This window comes from Terribacillus halophilus (genome assembly GCF_900162685.1).
Classification (GTDB): Bacteria; Bacillota; Bacilli; order Bacillales; family Amphibacillaceae; genus Terribacillus; species Terribacillus halophilus_A.
Map to the genome: position 1 here is coordinate 2344080 of NZ_LT727828.1, position 22560 is coordinate 2366639.

19 protein-coding genes are annotated in these 22560 nt (G+C 43.4%); 5 read left to right on the forward strand and 14 right to left on the reverse strand.

Features of this window, described 5'->3' with window-relative positions; translation table 11 throughout:
- Window positions 1-25: 25 nt before the first annotated feature.
- Window positions 26-169: a hypothetical protein gene (locus B1K52_RS18070; protein ID WP_179106589.1), complete on the forward strand. Its 144-nt coding sequence runs from the start codon at window positions 26-28 to the stop codon at window positions 167-169.
- Window position 170: 1 nt separating this feature from the next.
- The gene (locus B1K52_RS17755) at window positions 171-338 is read left to right on the forward strand and encodes a DUF3813 family protein (RefSeq protein ID WP_179106590.1); all 168 of its coding nucleotides are present in this window, start codon (window positions 171-173) and stop codon (window positions 336-338) included.
- A 35-nt stretch (window positions 339-373) separates the two neighbouring features.
- On the opposite strand, the gene B1K52_RS16570 is transcribed toward B1K52_RS17755, so the two are convergent.
- The 5 genes from B1K52_RS16570 to B1K52_RS16585 all read right to left on the reverse strand — a co-directional run bounded on the left by B1K52_RS16570 (window position 374) and on the right by B1K52_RS16585 (window position 6048).
- Window positions 374-3589 (reverse strand): ATP-binding protein, encoded by a 3216-nt coding sequence (locus B1K52_RS16570; protein ID WP_077310245.1) that lies wholly within the window; start codon window positions 3587-3589, stop codon window positions 374-376.
- Window positions 3582-3944 (reverse strand): response regulator transcription factor, encoded by a 363-nt coding sequence (locus tag B1K52_RS16575; protein ID WP_077310247.1) that lies wholly within the window; start codon window positions 3942-3944, stop codon window positions 3582-3584. The genes B1K52_RS16570 and B1K52_RS16575 overlap by 8 nt, the downstream gene beginning before the upstream one ends.
- A 15-nt stretch (window positions 3945-3959) precedes the next feature.
- Window positions 3960-5258, reverse strand: coding sequence for a GGDEF domain-containing response regulator (locus B1K52_RS16580; RefSeq protein ID WP_179106591.1), 1299 nt, complete (start codon window positions 5256-5258; stop codon window positions 3960-3962).
- A gap of 90 nt (window positions 5259-5348) precedes the next feature.
- Entirely contained in the window at window positions 5349-5501 is a 153-nt protein-coding gene (locus tag B1K52_RS17760) for an Hpt domain-containing protein (protein ID WP_143588909.1), read from the reverse strand.
- A gap of 130 nt (window positions 5502-5631) precedes the next feature.
- On the reverse strand, window positions 5632-6048 hold the full coding sequence (locus tag B1K52_RS16585) for a hypothetical protein (protein ID WP_077310252.1): 417 nt from the start codon (window positions 6046-6048) through the stop codon (window positions 5632-5634).
- 128 nt (window positions 6049-6176) lie between these two features.
- On the opposite strand from B1K52_RS16585, the gene B1K52_RS16590 reads away from it, so the two are divergent.
- Complete coding sequence (locus B1K52_RS16590) at window positions 6177-6440, forward strand: NifU N-terminal domain-containing protein (RefSeq protein WP_077310255.1); 264 nt, start codon at window positions 6177-6179, stop codon at window positions 6438-6440.
- A 34-nt stretch (window positions 6441-6474) separates the two neighbouring features.
- Here B1K52_RS16590 and B1K52_RS16595 read toward each other — a convergent pair whose 3' ends face one another.
- The 4 genes from B1K52_RS16595 to B1K52_RS16610 all read right to left on the reverse strand — a co-directional run bounded on the left by B1K52_RS16595 (window position 6475) and on the right by B1K52_RS16610 (window position 11091).
- Window positions 6475-7323 (reverse strand): YitT family protein, encoded by an 849-nt coding sequence (locus B1K52_RS16595; protein WP_077310257.1) that lies wholly within the window; start codon window positions 7321-7323, stop codon window positions 6475-6477.
- A 152-nt stretch (window positions 7324-7475) separates the two neighbouring features.
- Window positions 7476-9323, reverse strand: coding sequence for an asparagine synthase (glutamine-hydrolyzing) (asnB, locus tag B1K52_RS16600; protein WP_077310260.1), 1848 nt, complete (start codon window positions 9321-9323; stop codon window positions 7476-7478).
- Between the two features lie 115 nt (window positions 9324-9438).
- Window positions 9439-9822: a YisL family protein gene (locus B1K52_RS16605; RefSeq protein ID WP_256855947.1), complete on the reverse strand. Its 384-nt coding sequence runs from the start codon at window positions 9820-9822 to the stop codon at window positions 9439-9441.
- Between the two features lie 60 nt (window positions 9823-9882).
- Window positions 9883-11091 (reverse strand): DUF418 domain-containing protein, encoded by a 1209-nt coding sequence (locus B1K52_RS16610; RefSeq protein ID WP_077310262.1) that lies wholly within the window; start codon window positions 11089-11091, stop codon window positions 9883-9885.
- A 123-nt stretch (window positions 11092-11214) separates the two neighbouring features.
- On the opposite strand from B1K52_RS16610, the gene B1K52_RS16615 reads away from it, so the two are divergent.
- Window positions 11215-11829, forward strand: a complete 615-nt coding sequence (locus B1K52_RS16615) for a PH domain-containing protein (protein WP_077310264.1) — start codon at window positions 11215-11217, stop codon at window positions 11827-11829.
- Between the two features lie 41 nt (window positions 11830-11870).
- Here B1K52_RS16615 and B1K52_RS16620 read toward each other — a convergent pair whose 3' ends face one another.
- A complete protein-coding gene (locus tag B1K52_RS16620; RefSeq protein ID WP_077310266.1) occupies window positions 11871-12146 on the reverse strand; it encodes a GNAT family N-acetyltransferase in 276 nt (91 codons plus the stop codon).
- 136 nt (window positions 12147-12282) lie between these two features.
- Here B1K52_RS16620 and B1K52_RS16625 point away from each other — a divergent pair, with 136 nt between their 5' ends.
- Window positions 12283-13647 carry a DUF2254 domain-containing protein gene (locus B1K52_RS16625; RefSeq protein WP_179106592.1) on the forward strand — a complete coding sequence of 455 codons (1365 nt, stop codon included), beginning with the start codon at window positions 12283-12285 and terminating at the stop codon, window positions 13645-13647.
- Between the two features lie 34 nt (window positions 13648-13681).
- Here the strand turns inward: B1K52_RS16625 and addA are convergent, their stop codons facing one another.
- The 4 genes from addA to B1K52_RS16645 form a co-directional block, all read right to left on the reverse strand.
- Window positions 13682-17407: a helicase-exonuclease AddAB subunit AddA gene (gene addA, locus B1K52_RS16630; protein WP_077310270.1), complete on the reverse strand. Its 3726-nt coding sequence runs from the start codon at window positions 17405-17407 to the stop codon at window positions 13682-13684.
- The gene (addB, locus tag B1K52_RS16635) at window positions 17388-20894 is read right to left on the reverse strand and encodes a helicase-exonuclease AddAB subunit AddB (RefSeq protein WP_077310272.1); all 3507 of its coding nucleotides are present in this window, start codon (window positions 20892-20894) and stop codon (window positions 17388-17390) included. The genes addA and addB overlap by 20 nt, the downstream gene beginning before the upstream one ends.
- A 232-nt stretch (window positions 20895-21126) precedes the next feature.
- On the reverse strand, window positions 21127-21669 hold the full coding sequence (lepB, locus tag B1K52_RS16640) for a signal peptidase I (RefSeq protein ID WP_077310274.1): 543 nt from the start codon (window positions 21667-21669) through the stop codon (window positions 21127-21129).
- Between the two features lie 54 nt (window positions 21670-21723).
- Window positions 21724-22371: a TVP38/TMEM64 family protein gene (locus tag B1K52_RS16645; RefSeq protein WP_077310276.1), complete on the reverse strand. Its 648-nt coding sequence runs from the start codon at window positions 22369-22371 to the stop codon at window positions 21724-21726.
- Window positions 22372-22560: the final 189 nt, after the last annotated feature.

Sequence of the window (22560 nt, forward strand, 5' to 3'; positions counted from 1 at the left end):
CTTAAGACGTTCGGAGGGGTAACGAATGAGCAAGAGAAGTAAATCAAAACGTATCACAAGTCAAGGTGCACAATCGGTGAGGCAGCATGACGAGATTTTCGTTTACCGCGAACGCTTCAGCGATACGGTGAAGAAGCAAAAATCAGAAAGCCATAATGGAGGGTTTTAGGATGGAAAACTTCTTCGAGAAAGCAAAACACAAAATGCAGGGCTTGACGAACAAGCCAAGTCAGGATGACTCTGCCACAGCGCAAGAGGCCATCCAATCTGCATACAACGACGCAACTGCAGAAGAAAAGCAGCAATTGCAGGACTTCCAGCAGAAGCTCGACCAGTAACAGAAAGAGGCAGATCCGATATCGGATCTGCCTCTTTACTGTTCTTCCTCTTTTTTATAAGCGATGAACCCTTTATTGCCATGCTGCAGAATGGACTGCAAAATAATCGTCGATAGCTTATTGGGCGGATAAGGCTTAATAAGATAATGATTAATTTCATATTCTTTTGCCTTCTCCATTTCCTGAATCGCACTGGATATGAAGATTGGTACGTCTTGTAGAAACGGCTGCTGTTTGATGTGATGGATAACATCCCAGCCGTCCACACCTTCACCAAGCATTAAGTCAATAACAAAAGCTGCGGGCTTGATATTGTGCAGTTGGTTTATCAGAGTTTCGCCTGAGACAAAGCGATTAACCGTAAAACCTGCATCTTTCAGTTCATCTTCCAGGAGCATTGCTAAACTCCTGTCATCCTCAAGCAGAACAATTTGTCTGCCATTTTCTTCTTTCTGCGTAACTGTATGGTCATCTGTTTCAACAAGCGGAAGGACAAGACTGAACACACTTCCTTCACCTTCTGCAGAGCGAACCATGATCTTCCCGTTATGCGCTTCTATAATTTCCTTACATATCGCCAGTCCCAATCCAGTTCCGCCGATTTTACGTGCGCTGGAATTATCAAGCCGGTTGAATTTCTGGAAAAGCCTGCTTAATTCTTGATCCGGTATTCCAATGCCTTCATCGGAAACGTGTACGAACAGCTGATGTTCCTGCTGCTGAATGGAAACAACTACGTCTCCTCCATCTGGTGAGAACTTGATTGCATTACTAAGCAAATTCGTCACTACCTGAATCATCTTATCCCGGTCAGCAGCAACATAATCGTTATTACTGTTCTTCTGGATAACCAAGTTATGATGAGGACTTGTAGTTTGGAAGTTCTCTACAACTTGCTCTACAATTGGTGTAAATGCCTGCTTTTCTTTCACGTACTCTTGTTTTCCTGCTTCCATACGTTGCAAATCAAGAAAATCATTGATCAAGTTCGTCAATCTGGTTGCTTCTTGATGAATCGTCGTTAAATATCTAGCTTGGCGCTCTGGCTTCAATTCCCGATTAATCATTAATTCCGTGTAGCCGAGGACACTGGCGAGCGGTGTTCGCAGTTCATGGCTAACAGTACTGACAAGATTCGATTTCATTTGATCTACTTCGTATTCTGCTGTTATATCGCGATAGACGAATAACGTGCCAATTTTTTCACCATGGCGTTTGATTGCCACATGATAGAGCAGCAGTACTTTGTTTTCCATACCGCTGACACGCAGCCGCAAACCGCCTTCTGGCTGTTTCTCTTCAAAAATAGCCTGTTTAATATATTGTTCATACGCTTCTTGATTATCAATATACGTTTTTGTATAGTCCATCCAGACTTCGTAGCTATTACATGCATTCCGGTGAGCCGCAACACTAGCAAGCTGCAAATAGACCTGCCAGTTGGCGTTATACTGCAATAGTTCTCCGTTTGTACTGACAAACTGGATACCTTCATTCACATTGTCGATGATATCTTGATTCAGCTGTCTGTTGTATTCTGTTAGTTCATACGATTCAATTTTATCGAGGAATAAGCTGAGTCGTTTCAGAATCCAGTTCAGCTCTCTTTTTTCACTATCACGGAACGGCATTTGGAACCTTGTGCAAATAAAGATTGCAACAAGATCACCAGCAGAATTATGGACCGGTATATGTAAATCCTCACTAATGCCGTTACCGTGATATCCTTGTTCTGTGTGCGCTGCTATTCTCTCCAAAACAAACGATTCCGGAGTATCTTTCAGTCGGTTGACCACATGCTGGAAATGCTCAGCTACTGGTTCTTCGAAATGTCGATTAAGACCAATCGCTGCCCATTCTGGTGTCTCGGTCATAAAGACTAAACCATAGTCATATCGATAAATAGCTGCCAGCTCTGAAATTATCGTATCCAGCAGTGCCTGTTTCTCCATCGTTACCGACAGCGTATTATTCATCAGATTCATCCGTTCGATCCCTTGTTTCGTCTCTTCCGTCTCGCGTAAAGACTCACGAAGTTTCTTTTCAGATTCCATAATACGCGTAATGTCTTGCTCAATAACGATTAACTGTTCTATCATCTGGTCTTCATTCGTATAAGGCACAATCGTTGCATGCACCCAAAAGCTTGTTCCATCTTTCTTCTGGTGTTCGAGCGTTCCACTCCAGGCTTGACCTTTGAACAAATCAGGAAATACTTGACGGATATCTGTTGTAATTTCTTCATGGGAAGTAATACTTAACAAATTTCTGCCGATTAATTCTTTCTCCGGACATTGAGAGATAGAACTAAAATTAGCATTTACTTGGCTGATGACACCTTTGTTATCCAGTACAATTACCATTGCTGATTCATTCAATGCCCAATTCAGATTACGCAAATCATACACAAAACCTTCCAGTTGCTGCTGCTGTTCTTTCAGCTGTGCATTTTGTTCGGAAAGGTTTTGCTCCCGATTTTGGATTCTTTTCGTCATCTCCCGGAATGCATCTGACAAAACCCCTATTTCATCTTTGCGCTTCAGCGGTGCAACCGTCACATTCTTTCCTTGCGCAACGTCATAAGCAGCATTGGATAATTCATACAGCGGCTTTCCAATATTTCGTGTGAACTGCCTGTTGAAGAATAAGAGCACCGCGAATAGGAACAAAACAAACAAGAACAGCATATAAGACTCCTGATTATTATCATCCATAAAGCGATCATGTAATTGAGTTACCTCCGCTTCATTTAACTGCCTTAAACGTTCTGTTACACGAAGAATCGTATTGATGTCTGAAATTCGCTCATCGGCAACTTCATCTGTAAGATCTTGCACATTATCTGAAGAAATCGCTTCCTGAAGCTGCGGATAATAAGCATCCCAATAAAGGTTTTCAAAACTTTGGAGCCGTTCTACATACGCTTGTTCCTGACTGGAAAGATCAGTTGCTTTCAACTGCTCCAGGTTCTCCTCCAAGGAGGCATGCGCATCTTCTGCAGTCGTTCTTTCTTCTTCGCTTATATAAAGAGCATAGCCGCGCATATGGAAAACCATTTCGCTAACATTATCTTTAATTGATTGAATGACTCCCCGCTTCTCCACAAGTATATCGCGCGCTCTCTCATATTCCTTGTTGGTGGAATCGTGTATGTAGAAAAACGTAGTCATACCGAGAAGCGTTGCTAACAGTACAAAAAATAAGATGTAAAGAAATTGCCGCTTAATTGATTTGCGAAAGAAGTTAGGCATCGAGAATATCCTCTACAAGTAACACCAGCTGCATAGGACTAAAAGGTTTAGCCATATAATAAGGAATTCCAGCTTTCTTTGTTTCCTCAATGTCCGATTGCTGCGTCTTTGCCGTAAGCATAATGATTGGATATTGCTGTTTCCATTCATCTGTGAGCGAATGTGCCACTTCTATCCCTGTCATCCCAGGCATCATATTATCTAATATCACCAAGTCATATATTTCTGTTTGCAACTTTTTCAGCACATCCCGGCCGTCTACTGCATTGTCGATGTTATGCCCTTCGTCTTCCAGCGTATCCGTAATAAGCATACGAAGGACTTCTTCATCATCTGCCACTAAAATTCTTGCCATCTATTCTATCTCCTCCTATGTACGGAGTATCATCCGTTTAATTCTGGCTGCAACTTCTTCGACACAGAATGGTTTGGTCATATAATCATCTGCTCCAAGTTCCAGCGCCTTTACGACATCTTGATTATCCTGCCTGCCTGTAAGCATCATAATAAACAGGTTTTTCTCATTCGGGAATGTCCGAAGCATACTCAGCACCTCTAAGCCATCCATATCAGGCATTACACCATCCAGCAGCACAATATGCTTGCCTGCTTGTTTTATCCAATCCGAAGCTAACAGCGTACTGCCGTTGGCAAATGTTCGCAACTGTATTCGATAACCATCAAGCTGTAAATCTCTTAAATTATCATCCAGCAAAGAGCGAATGACTGCATCATCATCTACAACCGAAAGATAGAGAGATTTATAAGGCTCTTCCATCATCTGAAAGCGCGTCTCATATACATTCACTTGTTGCTTTCCATTACGCTTTCCGTAATATAGGGCTTGGTCTGCCCGCTCAATAAGCTGATGCAAAGAAAACCGCTGTTCATTCGAATTGGATGAGATGCCAGCGGTAAAGGAATTATAAATCGTTTCCTGTGTGAGTTCCTGAGGTTTTTGCATGTATCCTTCCAACATATCGCGCAAACGATTGGCTGCTGCATCACCCGATATACCCGGCATCAGCAGCAAAAACTCTTCTCCGCCATAGCGGATCACATAATCTTCTTCTCGAACGGCATGTTTTAAATACGCTGCAAAATTACGTAATATAGTGTCTCCGCTTGCATGTCCATATGTATCATTTACTTGTTTAAAGTTATCTATATCAAGCACTGCGCAAGCAAGTTCTGACATTCGGCCAATTGGAAAACTGGCGAGAAATGAGCGGTTATATACCTGTGTTAAAGGATCTACTACCACTCGCTGCTCCATTGTATCCAGCAGACTCAAGCGATTGAATAGAAGCTCGATCACCAGTTCATCTACTTCAGCTGCGTCGAGAATGTCTGTAATACCATTACGCAAATAACGCCGCTTTTCTTCCATCGTCAGTTGTCCGCCGATAAACATGACAAAAGAGAACATTTTTTGCTGGATATATGCTGTGTCTTCTTTTGCTATATGACCTCTCCAATTGCCGTCAATCAATGTAATGAGCGGATGCGAATCATAAAGGTGAGCAATGGCACGTTCTTTATCTGCAGCAACAATGACTTGAAGACCTTCTTTTTCTATACGTTCTCTTGCTCGCATGAGCCAATCATTATTACTGGATATGAGAAGAACGGGCTCCTGTCTAATTAGTTCTCGCGGACTTGGGGGCATTTCCGGTTTCTGCTGCAATTCTGCCTCAATTGCATCTATTATCGGAAGCCAGACAGCCTTGCTGAGACGCGAGTCCTCAATTTCCGCAATCTATTTCAATTGAGTTTCTGCAACTTCAGAGAGCGTATCCAATCCAATCGATGCACCGGTACCCTTTATTTGATGAACAAGTTGATACAAGTCATCCTTATAAATTACGTCTTGCTGTTTAAACATCGCAAAGCTTTCATTAATCTTTGACAAAAAAATCTCTTGGTATTTCTTCAATCTGTACACCTCTACCTTTTTTTACACTTGACCTGGTGTATAAGCTAAGATTGCAGATTGATTATAACATAACGACCTTCTGCCCATCTGAACACCATTAAAAAATTTACGTTTTCATTATATCTGTCAGTTTTACGAGAAATATACCATATAACAAGTGCCCGGTATACCAGATGAACAACGCATATCCGTCTCCCATCGCCGGGACAGGTTTCACAGCGAGCATGACTAATGGGAAATAAACACCTGCCACAACAGTACTCATTATCATTCCAATTAGCCACTTGTTAACAGTTAGTCTTCTCTTCAACATGATATAAACAGGAACAATTGCCCAGGAAATAATTAAATGAAACAAATTAAGCAACAGTTGATTCCACTCCACTTGTTTTAAGAGCGGAATAAAATCCACATTCATTAAAAGCGTATAAACACGGATACCTGTAAGCTGCTGCCAAAGAAACATCCATCCAGATAATATAAGTCCAGCAATGCTGCCAATCAGCAGAATTCTTACAAACATTCCCATCTCCTCCTTTTCATTTGAAGATACCCGTACAACGCTGGAATGAAGCTAATTATTTCCCGCTTTTTAAAATGGTGTCTATCTGCTATGATAGGGGTAAGTATGGACGCTAGGAGGTCAAGAGCATGAGTATTAGAGTGGAAAATACCCCGAATCCGAATGCAAAGAAATTTACAACTGATAAAATGATTTTTGAAGGGAATGGCAGTGTTTCTGTTATGCCTGGACAAACGAGCGAATATGACATCATGAATCAGCTGATGACAGTTGAAGGTGTCGATAATGTATTCGGTTTCCAAAACTTCATTACAATTAACAAGCTGCCGAACGCAGATTGGGACGAGCTTTCCGCGAAAGTCGTCGCAGTTATGGAAGAAGCAGGTTACTAAAAAAGCTGAGGAGCTACTATATGCTCCTCAGCTTTTATTTGTCTTTCCGGAAGAAACCGTAAATACCTGCTGTCTCGACAACGTTCATGAAAGCAGCCGGATCCACTTCCTTGATGATATGCTCTAAATCATACAATTCATAACGTGTTATAACGAGCATCAGCATATTTTTATCTTGTTTCGTGTAACCGCCTCGAACTGGAATAACGGTAATACCGCGAACCATCTTATTGTAGATGGCTTGTTGGAGTTCGTCCGATTGAGAGGTGACAATCATAGCAGTTACTTTTTCATAACGTGTATGAATGGCATCAATAACCCGGGTAGAGACATATAATGTGACCAGTGTATACAAGGCATTGGCAGGCTCATTAAGTATGCCAGCCAGAAGAATGATAATTCCATTCAACATAAGGAAGTAAGTACCTACGGGTCTATCTTTCAGGCGAGACAGAATCATGACAACAATGTCCATCCCGCCAGTAGAAGCACCCCACTTCAATGTAAGACCGACACCCACACCAGCAATTACCCCACCAAATACTGCGTTTAGGATAATATCATCCGAGAGCGCATGGATCGGCAGCAGCTCCAGCATGACAGTCATACAAGCAACAGAGAAGAGGCTGTAGATCGTAAAGCCTTTCCCCACCTTCATCCAGCCTAGAATAGCTACTGGAACATTTAATAGAAAGAGCCAGATACCTGTCCCAATCGCGGTTGTTCCTACTACTTGAGCAAAGAAATCATATAAAAGCTGGGCAGCACCGGTAAACCCGCTGCCATATACACTTGCAGGTATTAAGAAGAAATTCAGTGCCACCGCATTAAGCAAGGCGCCGAATATGACAACAATGATACGTTTGATTTCAAAATAAAACAACTATGTACCTCCTTCTAAAACACTCATAAAAAAAGCTTGCGCAGATCGGTAGAAAGCTATTCCTGCGCCAAGCCCGCGAATCATTATAGCGAAAATGAAAGCAAAAGAAAATAGTTTTATTATGTAAGGAGCAAAAAAGCTCCCTGATCAGGTCATGCGCGTATTTTCACGTTATAGTGGCGCAGCCAGTAATCAATTTGTGCCAAATGAGCCAGCAACTGTGGTCCTGTCATCAATTGACCGAACCATGGAGCTGTTACATCCTGCCCTTTGCTTTTCACAAGGGCTTCGATTTCCTGACGGTCGAACAGATCGAATAATCGTGCATCATTATCTCGCAAAATTTCTTCCATCCATTTAACAACGGCTGCCGTATACACTGGATTATGTGTTTTCGGGTAAGGACTCTTCTTTCGGTACAGCACTTCATCGGGCAAAATACCTTCGAGTGCCTTTCGCAAAATGCCCTTCTCCTTATTTCCATGCGTTTTTATTTCCCATGGTATGTTCCAAACATATTCCACTAAACGGTGATCACTAAACGGAACGCGTGCCTCAAAACTTGCTCCCATGCTCATGCGGTCTTTCCTGTCGAGCAATGTCGGCATAAACCAGTGCATATTCAAATAAAACATCTGTCTTCGCTTCGCCGCCTCTGCTTCTTCGCCTGGCAGCTGCGGTGTTTCATCAATAGTAGCTTGGTATCTGCTGAGCATATAGCCGTGCAAATCTAAGTCTTGCTGCCATTCTTTTTTGAGCAAATTGTTCCGAACTTGAGCGGATCGAATCCATGGGAAACCTTCTCTGTTAAGATCATCTTCTCGATAAAACCATGGGTAGCCGCCAAAAATTTCATCTGCACATTCTCCTGATAAAGCAACAGTCACGTCTTCTTTAATACGTCCGCAGAACCAAAACAGAGAAGCGTCCACGTCTGCCATGCCTGGAAGGTCACGAAGAATCGTTGCTTCTTTCAGTGAATCGGCAAGCAAGTGATTATCCATCACATGCGTCGTATGATGCGTATCAAAAGCTTTTTGCATCTTTTTTACGAAGGTCTGATCGCTCTCCGGCTGGAATTCGCTTTTCTTAAAGTATGTGTCATTGCCGTCAAAGTCGATAGAGAATGTAGACAATTGCCCTTTTCCTGTCTCTTTATAGTGATTTGCTGCAATTGCAGTAATAGCGCTGGAATCAACTCCGCCAGAAAGGAACGTTCCAAGCGGTACATCAGAAACAAGCTGCCGTACTACAGCATCTGTCAGAAGCTCCCGAACTGTTGCTGCCGTTTCCTCTATGGAGTCGGTATGCTCTTTGCTTTCGACATTCCAATAGCGTGTCAGTTTCAAACCGTTTCGGTCGAACTTCCCAACATGACCTGCTCGCAGTTCATTAATGCCTTTAAAAACGCCGTGACCAGGCGTCCGTGACGGTCCAAGTGAGAGGACTTCTGAGAGACCATCTTGATCAAGAACTGCCTCTACTTCAGGATGAGCAAGGATTGCTTTTATTTCCGATCCAATTAAAAGGCCGCCATCCTGCTCCATGTAAAAGAAAGGTTTTACCCCTAATCTGTCTCTGGCAAAGAAAAGCATTTCTGATTTGTCATGCCAAATGGCGAACGCAAAAATACCATTAAACTTTTCGACACATGCATCCTGCCATTCGATATAACTCTTTAATAATACTTCTGTGTCAGAATGCCCTTGGAAAGTCCAGCCGCGCCGCAACAATTCTTTGCGGATATCTTCTGTGTTGTAAAGCTCTCCATTATAAACCAATGTATAAGTACCACGTTCATCGGTATACTGCATCGGCTGCTTGCCACCTGCAGCATCTACCACGATTAGTCGTCTATGTCCGAACAACACATGTGACGCACCCCAATCGTTATACTCATCTGGTCCTCGTTTTGATAAAGTCTGTGCCATCTTTTGAATCACAGGCTGTTCTTGTGTCAGATTTCGTTTAAAGTTAATCCACCCAGTAATACCGCACATTTTGCCGCTCTACTCCTTTACTCGCCGATTTCATGTCGTTAGCCGTTACTTCTACAACATATGAAAACCTGCGATAAACGTGAGTATTGAAAAAAGCCTGCCAGAAGTGGCAGACTTATGCAGGTAAAAATCCCATCGGCAGAATACCGAAGCCCAGCAGCAGTGTTATCACAAGTGCGATGAAAAAGATGATCCACCATGCTTTTGCTGATTTTTCCTTTTTCATTTTGACAAGAATCATTTCCATGCAGACAATAACAAGCAAGCCTGCAACACCCTTAATGATTGCTTGGACAGTAAAAGAAGATCCAGATGCGTCAAAGTATCTCCATAATAGTACAAATCCGGTATACAGAATGACTAAATAGTCCAGTCGCAGTATCATGTGCGGAATCGTTGCTTGTTTACTTTTCTTCTCGTTGTACAGAACAAGTGCTGCAAAGAAGAGCACTATTCCGAGGCCCCAGCCAATAACATGAGTCAATATCATGCCGTCCATTATGTACCTCCTTTTGAACAATTCATTTCTATCATACCATGATTCCCTCTTATTTCGGCATCAAGACACACGCTGCATTTTTTTCTTTCGCAACGGCTGTATTTTCCCGTATGTCAGAATGCGCCACAACCATTCCACAGGTCCGAATGTATAATATCGGAACCAAATTCGGCTCACGATTACTTGAAATACGAATACCCCTATGACGAAAGCAACAAAGCCAATCAAAGAGAATGATGCGTATAATCCAAAACCGATATTGTAAAACAAGAAGAACATAAAGACAGATTGAAACAAGTAGTTAGATAAAGACATACGCCCAACGTAGCTGAGCTGATGTGCAATCCAGCTAAAAACAGGCAACCGAGAGACAAGCGTGATGAGCGAGAGGTAAAATAACGCACACGCAGGTCCACCGATGGAATCTTGTGCAATACTCAGCCAAAGTGGCGCACCAATTAAGTATGGCCCTGCCTTGAAGACAAGAAAAATAGCACCTGTAATAGTCGTGAACCAAATAAGTTTGCGTCGATTTGCAACCGGATTATGCAGCAGCTTCGTGCGTGCAAGATAAGCGCCGAGCAGCAGCAGCGGTAGTATCATGAAAATACCCATGATTAACCCTCCAACTCCATTCGAGCTTGACCAGTCTATCCAGTTCTGCTGCAAAATATCACCATACGACCCATTTCCATAAGCAGTAAGTTTATTTGGAATATCCATTGACTCAACCATATACGCATCCATTTCGCCTTCAGGCAGAAGTGAACCGAGAAGTGTACTCAATGTTAACAGCACGACAATCGGTAACAGCAGAATCGGAATCATCATCAATAATACCCATCTCGGTGTATAAAGAAAAGGAATGAGCAATAAACCTAAAATTGCATATGTAAATAAAATATCTCCATGCCAAATGAGAAACGCATGGATAGAACCCAGAACGAGCAGAACGAGCATTCGTCTGCTCAAAAACCAGCCTGGTCTGATGCCATCTCGTTTTCTGCTGTCAAAGATAAGCTGCATCCCGAAGCCAAAGAGAATGGAAAACAACGTATAAAAACTTGCCTGGAAGAAGATATCGATGCCGCCGAGCAAAAAGTTATCAAGGGTTGAATCCCATTCTGGTGAATCCATGCCTGGCATGTAGTAAGGAGACCCGAAGGATGGTGCGTTCACCATAAATATACCAAGAATGGCTGCTCCTCTTGCTGCATCAATCCAGTTCAAGCGTTTTGTCTGCGGCATAGCTCGCAACGTTTCTTTCATATGTTTCCGCCTTTCCTATTCACATTAGTCCAGATGCACCATTTCAAAAAATAGATGGATACAAGCTGTCAGAATTGCTAAAATTAGTATATCACATGCTTTCGCAGCAGAGAGGATTGTTTTATGTTTAAAAAACTAGCTTCAGACGCTTTAGGTCTATCCGATATTGGTAAGATTATACCGCCTAGTGATTATGATAAAACAGATGCCGATGATTACGTCATGAATGAAGATAATGAAAAAATCTACTTCCTTATTAAAACAAGGCAGGATGAATATTGTTTTACCAATCTAGCAATCATTCATGTAGACGGTGATAGCGCCGTTTCCTCCAAGCGCACACTACGCCGCTACCCATACATGCAGCACCGTATCAGCAATGTTTATTTAGAAACAGCTGGAAAGGTAGATTTAGATATTGAAATCAAGTTTACAATCGACGGTCAGGCAATCAGTATTGATGTAAAAAAAGACCAAATCGATCAGTTGAAAGATTTGTACAAAGCTTTACTGCGTATTGCCGAGATTAACTATGAAAACAGCTTGTACACAGATATGGCGCATACAAGTCTGGATAAAGCTGCTGCTATTCTCCAGCAGTCCCGCTATACGGATGGCACGTTGGACGACACGTACAAAAAGCTGACCGAATTCGGCTTCGAATGGTTATCTTCTACCAAAGATAAATACCATACACATGACTTTGGTTTCATTTATGAGAAATATATCAACAACTAAAAAGAAGTGGCTTCGCATGTTGCGAGCCACTTCTTTTTAGTTCAGAGAGGTCCTTCCCATACGCCATCGTATTTCTTATCAGAACTGAGTACTTGATGTGCGAATGTGCACACAGGAACGATTTGTTTGTCCTGTTTCTTCGCGTAATCAACCACATAATCTATTAATTCAGTCCCAAGACCTTCTCCTTGAAGTTTCTCTTTTACTAGCGTATGTTCGATCACAATATCATCTGTTTCCTGAAAAGACACTTCTGCATCCGGTTCCTCCCTGTCCCCGACATAGAAACGTCCTTCCTCTTGTTTTATATCAGCCATCCTTTAGCCTCCTTTTTCCGTCTGCTTTTACTCTACCCCCCTATTCTGACAGGTATGCATCTTGCCAAATCTGGTTTGTTTTTTATTTAATATGGGAAAGGTTAGAAGAATAACATCAATGAGAGAGGCGTCTTCTATGCTTACCAAACTATTACCAAGATCGGTACGAAAAATTTTGCATATGTCGCACAGGCAGCGAAAGCACGAATTGCAGCAAAATTTATGGCTGATGCCAACTATATATATAATAGGAACCTTGCTTCTCGTCTCTTTACCTTTGCTGTTAGATCTCGTTTTAAACTTACCTTATTACACAACGGGATTTTTTAATGCTTCTGCTTCTAATACGGGGACACTCGTCAGTGTATTAGTGAGCGGCACCTTGCTGCTTGCTGCTTATACACTGAACTCCATTCTCGTTGTTCTGACAAGTTTCAGCTCAGAATATTCACCTCGAATGCTGTTTAACTTTATATCCGATCGTACAACACAGCATATATTAGGCCTATTCTATGGAAGTTTTGTTTTTATGCTTATTTCTTTCCTCTTTGTGACAAATAGTTCCAGAGATTATTTCACAGCCGTACCAATCTCCTGTACACTCGTTACACTGGCAGCTGTTATCGGCTTCACTATCTTCGTGAACCATACGACAAATTGGATGCAGCTCCATAATATTGTAGACGCCATGAAAGATGAGTCAGAAAAGATTATTAAATCAACAATAATCGATGAACTGGAACCATACCGAGTCGATGAACCAGGGTACACATTTGAAGATTACCCTGTGTATACTTATAAAGCTTCCAAAGCGGGCTATATTCAGCTTGTTAATTTTAAGGACATGATTAAACAAGCAAAAGAAGACAATATCGTCGTTAAGCTGGAAGCCAAATCAGGTGATTTTGTTCTTAATGGCAACTGCTTATTCTGTTACCGTGGCCCCGGAGCCCAAGATTTGAAAGTCGAAAGATACAGCAAACTCATTCAAGTTGGACATAAACGCTCCGAAATCCAGGATGTGGAAATGAGCATGAATAAATTAAGTGAGGTTGCAATTAAATCAATTGGGAATGATGACCCAACATCTGCTATTAATACTTTCCATCAAATGGCAGTATTAATGATCAATATGGATGCGTCTACTACACTGCACCCTTACCTTCAGGATGATGAAGAGCAGACGCGTGTTGTCTATAAATCCGTCACTTTCTCCACCTATTTGTACGAAGGATTTGGGAGAATCCGTCATTATGCAGGAGAAGATTATTTACTAATTATTGAGATGATGCAGATATTCATTCGATTGACCGACTCCATTTCAGAAAAGAATTATCCAGTAATCTGGGAATTTGCCAAAGACACCGTATTTAACGTTCCAAATTCTGCTTTCTTTCATGCCGATCGCGTCCGCTTACTCAAAAACATGAAGGAATTGGCTGATGCCACCGGTCATACGAGGGAATATTATGCATTGGAACGTTACCTGAAAACCAATTAAAAGGGAGACAGCACGTGTGATGCTGTCTCCTTTTTTATAGCTGCCGCAAAATTCCCTTATCGAAAAAGTAAAGATACCTTTCTTTGACTGGCCTTTTCCATATCCGCTCAATTGCATTGGCGTATAGTTCAATCTGCACACGGTATTTCTCCATAAGGACATTCGCCCTTCTTTCTGGATCGTCTCCAAATAACGCGTCTGTTTTGTAGTCAAGCAGTACTAAACCGTCCTCTTCTACAATAATTTGGTCGACAACTCCTTGAACGACTACCTTATCAGAAGCAGCTCCTGTCCAATCGTTATACAGTTCATTCGCAGGCAGTGCCAATGTGAACGGCGTTTCCCGATAGGATTGTTCTGCCTGGCGTATACGCTCTGCAACCGAAGATGCTAGGAAATCGAGAATTTTCTCCGCGTCGATTGCCGCTAACGCATCTTTCTGCAGAAACTCTTTCTCTACTAACTCTAGCAGAAATTCCTCCAACTTCTGTTTACTCCACTCCTTGTGGACATCAAGTTGCTGCAATACTGCATGCACAGCACTTCCTCGTTCTGCTGGGGTGAGTTCCTTCGACTCCTGCAGAAAACGTGGTCTGCTAGCAATAGGCGCTCGTTGTTGGATTCGATTTACTACTCGGATATCACTATAGCTATCTCGAATTTCTCGCTGCCGTTTAATTTCTGTCACTGTCTGTTTGGCACGAAATCTCGTTGCCTCTGCATACGGATAACGATACGTGAGCCGATCGTCTACTTCTGCTTTCCATTCTGTATTTTCTTCGCCAGGCTGCCAATTGCTAATACGCTGGAGCAGTTCTTGATTTGCTTCTTCTTCTTGCTCCTCTGCCAGCACATACTCTTTGCTAGCTTGCAAGCAGATTCGCCATCTGGATTGGTCCTTTGTAATCTCTTGCGGCAGATTAGCAGCAAGCTCTTCAGCACGAAGCTCTTCTGCTTGTTCATGCCGCATCAACGCAGGAGCTACCCAATCCAGATAAGATGTCGCTTCTAAACGGTAATAAGATGGCAGCACCCAGTCAGGATGTTCGGCTATCTGCCGCCATTTTTGCAACTTTTTATCTAAAGAAGCCACATTACCAACCATGACAAGCTTTTCCTTCGCTCGCGTCAGCGCTACATATAATACCCGCATTTCTTCAGCCAAAGATTCTCGCTGTTTCTCCGCTTTTAACGCATGGTAAATTAAAGTAGGGTACATAAGCCGTTTCGCAGGGTCGATATATTTACTGCCAAAGCCCAAGTCCTTATGCAGCAAATAGCGCTCCCGAAGATCCTGCTGATTGAACATTTTGTCCATAGCACCTGTAATAACAACAGGGAACTCAAGTCCTTTACTTTTATGGATAGTCATGATGCGCACTACATCTTCTTGCTCACCTAAAGCCTTGGCAGCTCCCAAATCATCTCCGCGTTCTTCCATTCGTTCGATAAACTTCACAAAACGGAAAAGTCCTCGGAATGATGTGTTCTCATAATTTCGCGCCCGGTCATACAGTGCACGTAAATTCGCTTGGCGCTGACGGCCTCCTGGAATACCACCGACAAAGTCATAATAACCTGTTTCTCGCATAATGGACCAAATGAGAGCAGATAATGCACCTTGTCTAGCTTCCATTCTCCAGCTGTGCAGCCACTCCAGCAGCCGTTCAATTTTTACGGAGATAGCATCATTTGCTGTTTTCACATATGATTTAGCTGCTTCAAAGTAACTGCTTCGCTGATTAGCTAAGCGAATCTTAGCAAGATCATCTTCTTTCAACCCAATGATTGGCGAACGAAGAACAGCTGCGAACGGGATATCTTGCAATGGATTATCGATTATTTTCAGCACGCTCATCATTACTTTGATTTCAATTGCTTCCAGGTAACCAGTCGAAAGCTCTGCATATACTGGAATACCTTGCTGCTTCAATTCATCAACAATAGCTGGCGCCCACGTCATGGAGCGCAGCAGAATGACAATATCACGATACTGAAGATCACGCTGCTGCTGCGTGCCTTTATCAACTACTTGCATCGCACCTTCGCCTTCATGTCCAATCCATTGCTGAATCATCCGAGCGTAAGCACGTCCTTCCAGCTGCGCTTTCTCCAAATCCTCCACCATTTCCGTGTCGGTATCCGCCTCGTCTGTTTCCTCCGATCCATCACGGTTGATGACAAGGAGCTCGACGTCGGTATCTGCTTGTTTAAGTTCATCGTACATCTTATTGGCATAAATCAGTTCCGCTTCCTTCTCATACTGCATCTCTCCGACATCCTCCGAAAATAACTGGCGGAAGATATAGTTTGCACCATCCAGTACTTGCTGGCGGCTTCGGAAATTGCTGGCAAGGTCTATTCGCATACCAGGATGCTCCGCTTCGGAAAAGGCTTTGTATTTCGTTAAGAACAAGGATGGTTCCGCATGCCGGAATCGATAGATACTCTGTTTCACATCTCCAACCATAAACATATTACCGCTTCCCGAACGATCGGAAAGTAAGGTGACAAGCGTCTCCTGCACCAAGTTTGTATCTTGGTATTCATCCAAAAGCAGTTCCTTGAAACGGCTTTGATAGCTTTCGGCAATAGCAGACGGAATAATATGTTCTGGAGTACTATTTTCGTCAATCAGCACTTCCAAGCAAAAATGTTCTAAGTCTGAGAAATCGACTAAAGCTCGCTCACGTTTTTCCGATTGATAGCGGGTGCGGAACTGTTTAACGAGCAGAGCCAGCTGCTGAATGGAAGGATAAAGCTCTTGCATATCAGCTAAATAGACTTCCAGATTTCGTGCAAACCAGTCACCGGCAAGCTTACCCCATCTTTTTTTATAAGAATCGCGCAATGACTTGGCTTGTGCTTTTTTCGCATCATCACACTCTATTTTTTTACCCGGCAATCGACCGAATGACTGCTCCTTGATAAAGCTGACGGCGTCATTCCAGCTGCCGCTTACAAGTTCTGTTGCTTTTGCGATGAATTTCTTCTCGGCTTCAAAGGTTCCGGCATAATGATACGGCCCATCCGCTTCACGTGTAAGCGCTAATGCCTGCTCTGCTTCCTGCAGCATGGCCTGAAGCTGATCATTTGCTTCCCGCTTTAATACTTGAAGCCATGGAAGCTCGGCTTCTTCCTCCATTGCTGCGACATCATATAACTGTGCCATTTGATCCAGCCATGTGTCTGGATACGGATTCTGCGTCGCAAAATCATACAGCTTGAGAATGAGGTCTTCTACTTCCAAATCGTTTCGGTCATTACTAAAACGGTCCACAACACCGAAGAAAGCAGCTTGCTCTTCGCCCTCTTTGCCGTACCATTCTTCCAGCAAATCGCCCATTACTTCCTGACGGATCAAGTCTGCTTCCAAATCATCTGCAATACGGAAACTCGGATCCAGATCCAGCATGTACGCATACTTTCGCACTACGTCGAGACAAAACGAATGGAGTGTGGAAATAGATGCGTGCTGCAGCAAAGAAAGCTGTTTACGAAGATGCTGGGAAGATGGATCTGCTTCTAACGCTTTTTCAAGTGCCGTTCCGATTCGGCTGCGCATTTCCTGTGCAGCTGCATTCGTAAACGTAACAACGAGCAGCTGATCAATATCGACTGGATCGTCTTGATTTACGAGCTTTTGGATAATTCGTTCTACCAGTACAGCTGTTTTTCCTGAACCTGCTGCCGCTGCTACTAAAATATCATGTCCTTTAGCGTCAATTGCCAGCTGCTGTTCATTTGTCCACTGAACCATCTTGTTCCACCTCCTTCTTAATGCTGTTTAACACTTCGTCATCTTTCATATCTTTTATTGCACGGTATTGGTTGCTGGCAAGTGATGCATCAAATTGGCATACTGCCTTAAAGTCACAAAATGTACATGCGCTCCGATCGTGATGGCGGTATGGATTCAAATGCACACCGCCGTTTGTTATATCAAGACCCGCTTGCTCCATCAAGAATCTTGTATGCTGCTGTAACGCACGGAAAGTATCCTGATCGGCTGTCTGAGAACCAGAACGGAAAGCTCCATCCTTTTTCAACCCCGCCGGAATGATTTTACTCATGCCAGATTCAAGTGAGGTATCCATCATACGCGCAACCGATTCGTTTTCCAGCAGCATCCCTTGCATCTTGAACTTTTTAAAGATTTCTTCCTCGATATCTACTTGTGATCTGCTTGATTGGGAAATAAGCGGATTATGCACATGGAAATACAGCACACCCGCTGGAGTTGCCCGCAGTCCAAGCCACTGTTCCGAATGGGAGAGAACTACATCCAAATAAGCAAGCATTTGGAGTGCGAGTCCGTAGTATACTTCAGTCAGATTCAATGCTTTGCTGCTGGACTTGTAATCAATAATTCGAAGAAACAGCTCTTCTTGATCAATCGCTTTATCTACTCGGTCAATCCGCCCTCTAAGCTGGATGTCATATCCATTCGGCAGTGTAAGTTCAATCGGCGGAAGTGTCTGGTTCTCTCCGAAATCAAGCTCCAGGCCGACCGGTGAAAATTTACTCTGCCTCGCTTGCTCGCTTAGTGTATAGGCTGCTCGGGAAATAATTTCTTGGAGCTTCTGTTGAATATATTTGAATCGATTCGAGCTGTGCAGGATTTGATTTTGAAGAACTGGCGCCAAATTCCCCATTGCTCGCTTCGCATATCCCGAAGCATCCTCTCGGTTCAGCTGTGCATAATTCCGTCCCTCGAGCTGCACCCAATCCGTGATCTGTTTTAAAGCTTCATGGAAAAGCTGCCCAATATCAGGCGCATCCAATTTGTATGTTCGCCTGTTTTCCAAGCCAAGGCTGTACTTAGCAAAATGCTGGTAAGAACAGCGATAGTACGTTTCCATTCGTGACACACTTGCTTTCACCTTTTTCGGGAATAGCTGCTCCTTCGTCTCTTCAGCCAAATCTTCTACTTCATTTCGATAGAAAAGACTTTGGAGAATTCTTCTTGTCAGCTCTTCCTCGCTCTCATGCTGGATGAACCAGTTTAGAACACTATCCCAAATCGGATGAATCGGATAGCTCCGCATCTTCCGAGCAAGCTGTGTTGTCAGTGCTGACCGGCTCTGATCAATTGTCGCAACAAAACGTGCTGTGTCAAGACTGTCCTCTGGGTCTTGGAGCATTCGCTCATCACAGCACCAGTCAAAGAGATCCTTCACTCGCTGTACGAGCGAAGAAGCCATCTTGGCCTTTCCTTCTTGGTCACTAATCGGGTAACTCACCCACAGCCGCTCACTCGCTGCCGTAAAAGCAACGTACATATAAAAGTTTTCATCCAGCAGCTGCCGCTTGCTTCCGGCCGCAAGCTGAACACCATACATAGCCAGCAGCTCCCGGTCTTCTTCGCTGATCAAGCCATCTGGCTTCGGCTTCATCGGCCAAACACCTTCGTTAACTCCTAACAAAAATGCACATTTCAGACCGCTCACTTTACTGTGGTCAATCGTCCCGACGATTACTTGATCCAAACTTGGCGGGATATGGGCAAACTCAAGTGACTCAAAGCCCGTCTCCATCGTGTGACGGAAGACCTGCAGCGAAACACGTTCTTCTCCTACGATCTCCACTGCTTCATCTAAGAGCTGGAGCACAGAATCCCATACTTGATCCTGCTCTCTTGCTCGCTCCAATTCTCCGCGTTCATCGAATGTCATTTGCATTTCTTCCAGCCGCTGCGGAACATGCAGCTGCTCCAGCCAGTTATAAACCGCAATTGCGCGCTCCCGGAATGTCTTTCCTTCACGCAGTTTGCGATCAAATTTCTTCATTGCATCCGCTACTTGGCGGCGATAATGGTTAATCCGCTTTTGCGTTTCCATTTCCTTGTCTGTCTGCCGAGCCGAATCGAATCCGCGGAAACGCTGGAAAATCCAGTCTTCCTTTTGCAGCCACCGATCTCGGGAACGAATCCCATATTCCAAGCAATAATTTTCTAATTCATCGATTGCTTCTTCTGTTAGCGGGTATTCGTCATCGGACTTGGGAATGAGTCCTGTCTTCAGTACACGGAACACAGCTTCATAACGCCAGTTGCCGTCCACAACTTCCATTCCAGAGCGGATGAGCTCGAGCAGCGGGTGGTGAATCATCGGTTTCTTTTGATCAATAAATACAGGAATATGATAATCAGCAAATACGGTTTCGATTAATTCGTGATATACATCTGCTTGTCTAAGCAGCAGCGCGATGTCTTGGTAACGATAGCCTTTTTCACGTATGAGCGTAACAATCTCTTGTGCTACACCTTCTACCTCTGCTCGCGGATGGACTGCTTGCGCCAGCGTAACCGGTACTTCTTCTTTTACAGCAGGAGCCGGCCGTGTCTCAAAATGCTTTTCTAAATGAAGAAAAGCAGGATTATGACCAAATCGACCTTCCGCTGGATCTAGTTTCTCTATTGATGTGATTGGCACATTCCGCTCTTGTGCTGTTTGCTTTATTTGAACAAACGTATCATGTGTGCGCGCAAACAAATCTAGCTCGTCCACATCCTGCCGATCAGCTCCGTCTAATGTCAGCGTAACAGTTACCTGCTTCGCTTCCGTCATTAAGCTGCCAATAACTTCTAACTCTTGCGGAGTGAACTGATGGAAGCCATCTAAGTATATTTCCGAATCCTTCACAGAACGGGATAGCGGTATTTTAGATGCAAGTAGATGCAGCTGATCTTCACTGTCAATATATTTATCCCGCAAAAGTGCGGTAAGTCTATCGTAGATATAACTAATGTCTTCCAGCTTGTCCTTTAGTGACCCTTCATTAGAATGCGGCTGCTGGAATTGTTCCATTTCGCGAATTTGGTCTTGGAGCAGCTCAGGTGTAATGCGATATCGCTTCAATTCCGAGATCATGTTCTCCAGCTGTTCCATAAAACCGTTCTTTTCAATCGCTTTTTGAAACACATTCCAATCTGATTTTCGTTCCTCTGTAATTTTACGCAGCATCATTTGGACACCCGTCGAGGTTATGAACTGTTTTGTCGCACCGCCGGTTTCCTGCAGAACATACCAGGCCAGCCGGGACAAACTATAAACTTGTGCTCGAATACTTCCTTCTACGCCAGTTTGTCTGATCAGCGCTTGTTCTTGCTGAAAGGTCATCTGATCTGGTACTAAATAAAATATATTCGGCCCCATTGGGTCTGTTTGCAGCTTGTCTGCAATTTCATCCAGACAAGCACGTGTCTTGCCGGCTCCGGACCGGCCGATTATAAAACGTACACCCATGTTAGGCTTCACTCCTGTCTTCCATTCTATTATTCTTATTTTACCACGTTCCGTGTAGCAAAGGAAAAAGGATAAGCACATTTGTTCGCTTGCATTTACTGGAAAGCGAAGTTTATTGTTCGAAGCAGCAGCCTAGTTCACATGTTCTAATGTAAAAAAGCCGAGCAATTCTGGGATTCACACCTCAGAATTGCTCGGCTTTTCGTTTATTAAAATCCTGTCGTTACAGCCTCTATTCACCAATTCCTGCTGCTGACATTGGCCAAAAGCGGGCGTCTACTTTTCCGACGACTTTTTCGATCGGTATAAAGCCGAATGATCGGCTGTCAAGACTGTCTCTGCGGTTATCACCCATGACGAACAGCTTATCTTCAGGTACTGCTGCCCGATCCGTAACTTCTTCCAGCGTAAAATCTTTGGTCAGCTGGCCATCCACTTTATCTCGGTAGTTTTCCAAGTAATGTTCCGGCCTGTATACACCATTGACGAACAGCTTATCATTATGAACTTCGATTGTGTCTCCCGGCATTCCAATGACTCGCTTTACATAATCTTCATCTTCTGTAGCATGAAATACGATGACATCAAAACGTTGAATACTAGACGCATCATCCATGAACTTATTCACCATTAGGAAGTTTCCATCCTGCAAGGTCGGCTCCATTGATTGCCCTTCAACACGGTAATCCGCAAACATTAATTCTCTGGCAAAGAAGAACACAAGCAGTATGCCGCCTAAAGAGAGTAACCACTTCCAGTGCTTCGTCTTTTTCATGTGTTATCCTCCGGTGTAAGTGTTTTGCAACACTTTACCCCGGCTTAGGATGCTTTAATCCTTATGAGAATGCTCTAGTTTTTTGTTTTTCTTCTTCAATCTAGTTTCCACATACTTTCCAATTATCCAGAAGAGGATAATCGCGCTCGCTACAACAACAGCTTTTATTGGATTTTCAGCAAAGGAAGTCAGGCTGTCCCCTACATAAGCGATAGAGAAAATCATTAATGCTTTACCAAGAATAACCGCCAGCGCGAATTGCTGCAGGCTGATTCTCGATAATCCAGCTACTACATTAATGATAGCAGAAGGCGAGAACGGGAAGCATAACAATATAAACAGCGGACCAAAACCATGTCGATCCAGCCACTCGGTTATCTTCTTCACTTGTTTATTGTTCCGCAGCCAATTGATCATGCGTGTATGACGATAGCGCCGAATCAGCCAAAACACAGTGATTGCGCCAAGTGTCGTGCCCACCCAGGAATATAGAAAGCCCCATAGAAGACCGTATGCCACCGTATTAGTAAGAACGAATACGACGAGCGGCAGAAATGGCAAAAAACTTTCCAAATAGGGAAGTACAATGCCGGGTATAGGACCCAAATTTTCGTATTTATCTAACAGGGACTTTGCGTAATCGTCCCATGTTCCATTGCGGAACATTTCCATTACATCGTTCCAACTAAAACCTAAGACCATCTAACCATTCTCCTATTCCCTGCAAAACACCTTTTTTCCATTTTAAACGAAAAGTCCAAGCATGCAAAGTCTGTTGGATAACTCCTTCTTTTCCTGCATTTGGTTATTCAATTATAAATTACCGGTATGATCCTGTTTTCACTTTACAAGCAATAGGGTATAATGGAACATACGTTCGTAATAGGAGGG

Coding starts and splice junctions, on each gene's coding strand:
- addB (WP_077310272.1), bottom strand. CDS start 20,894: ATGGGTGTACGTTTTATAATCGGCCGGTCCGGAGCCGGCAAGACACGT.
- lepB (WP_077310274.1), bottom strand. CDS start 21,669: ATGAAAAAGACGAAGCACTGGAAGTGGTTACTCTCTTTAGGCGGCATA.
- asnB (WP_077310260.1), bottom strand. CDS start 9,323: ATGTGCGGTATTACTGGGTGGATTAACTTTAAACGAAATCTGACACAA.
- B1K52_RS16610 (WP_077310262.1), bottom strand. CDS start 11,091: ATGAAAGAAACGTTGCGAGCTATGCCGCAGACAAAACGCTTGAACTGG.
- B1K52_RS16615 (WP_077310264.1), top strand. CDS start 11,215: ATGTTTAAAAAACTAGCTTCAGACGCTTTAGGTCTATCCGATATTGGT.
- B1K52_RS16585 (WP_077310252.1), bottom strand. CDS start 6,048: ATGTTTGTAAGAATTCTGCTGATTGGCAGCATTGCTGGACTTATATTA.
- B1K52_RS16625 (WP_179106592.1), top strand. CDS start 12,283: ATGCTTACCAAACTATTACCAAGATCGGTACGAAAAATTTTGCATATG.
- B1K52_RS16645 (WP_077310276.1), bottom strand. CDS start 22,371: ATGGTCTTAGGTTTTAGTTGGAACGATGTAATGGAAATGTTCCGCAAT.
- addA (WP_077310270.1), bottom strand. CDS start 17,407: ATGGTTCAGTGGACAAATGAACAGCAGCTGGCAATTGACGCTAAAGGA.
- B1K52_RS16570 (WP_077310245.1), bottom strand. CDS start 3,589: ATGCCTAACTTCTTTCGCAAATCAATTAAGCGGCAATTTCTTTACATC.
- B1K52_RS16580 (WP_179106591.1), bottom strand. CDS start 5,258: ATGCCCCCAAGTCCGCGAGAACTAATTAGACAGGAGCCCGTTCTTCTC.
- B1K52_RS16590 (WP_077310255.1), top strand. CDS start 6,177: ATGAGTATTAGAGTGGAAAATACCCCGAATCCGAATGCAAAGAAATTT.
- B1K52_RS17755 (WP_179106590.1), top strand. CDS start 171: ATGGAAAACTTCTTCGAGAAAGCAAAACACAAAATGCAGGGCTTGACG.
- B1K52_RS16605 (WP_256855947.1), bottom strand. CDS start 9,822: ATGGACGGCATGATATTGACTCATGTTATTGGCTGGGGCCTCGGAATA.
- B1K52_RS18070 (WP_179106589.1), top strand. CDS start 26: ATGAGCAAGAGAAGTAAATCAAAACGTATCACAAGTCAAGGTGCACAA.
- B1K52_RS16575 (WP_077310247.1), bottom strand. CDS start 3,944: ATGGCAAGAATTTTAGTGGCAGATGATGAAGAAGTCCTTCGTATGCTT.
- B1K52_RS16620 (WP_077310266.1), bottom strand. CDS start 12,146: ATGGCTGATATAAAACAAGAGGAAGGACGTTTCTATGTCGGGGACAGG.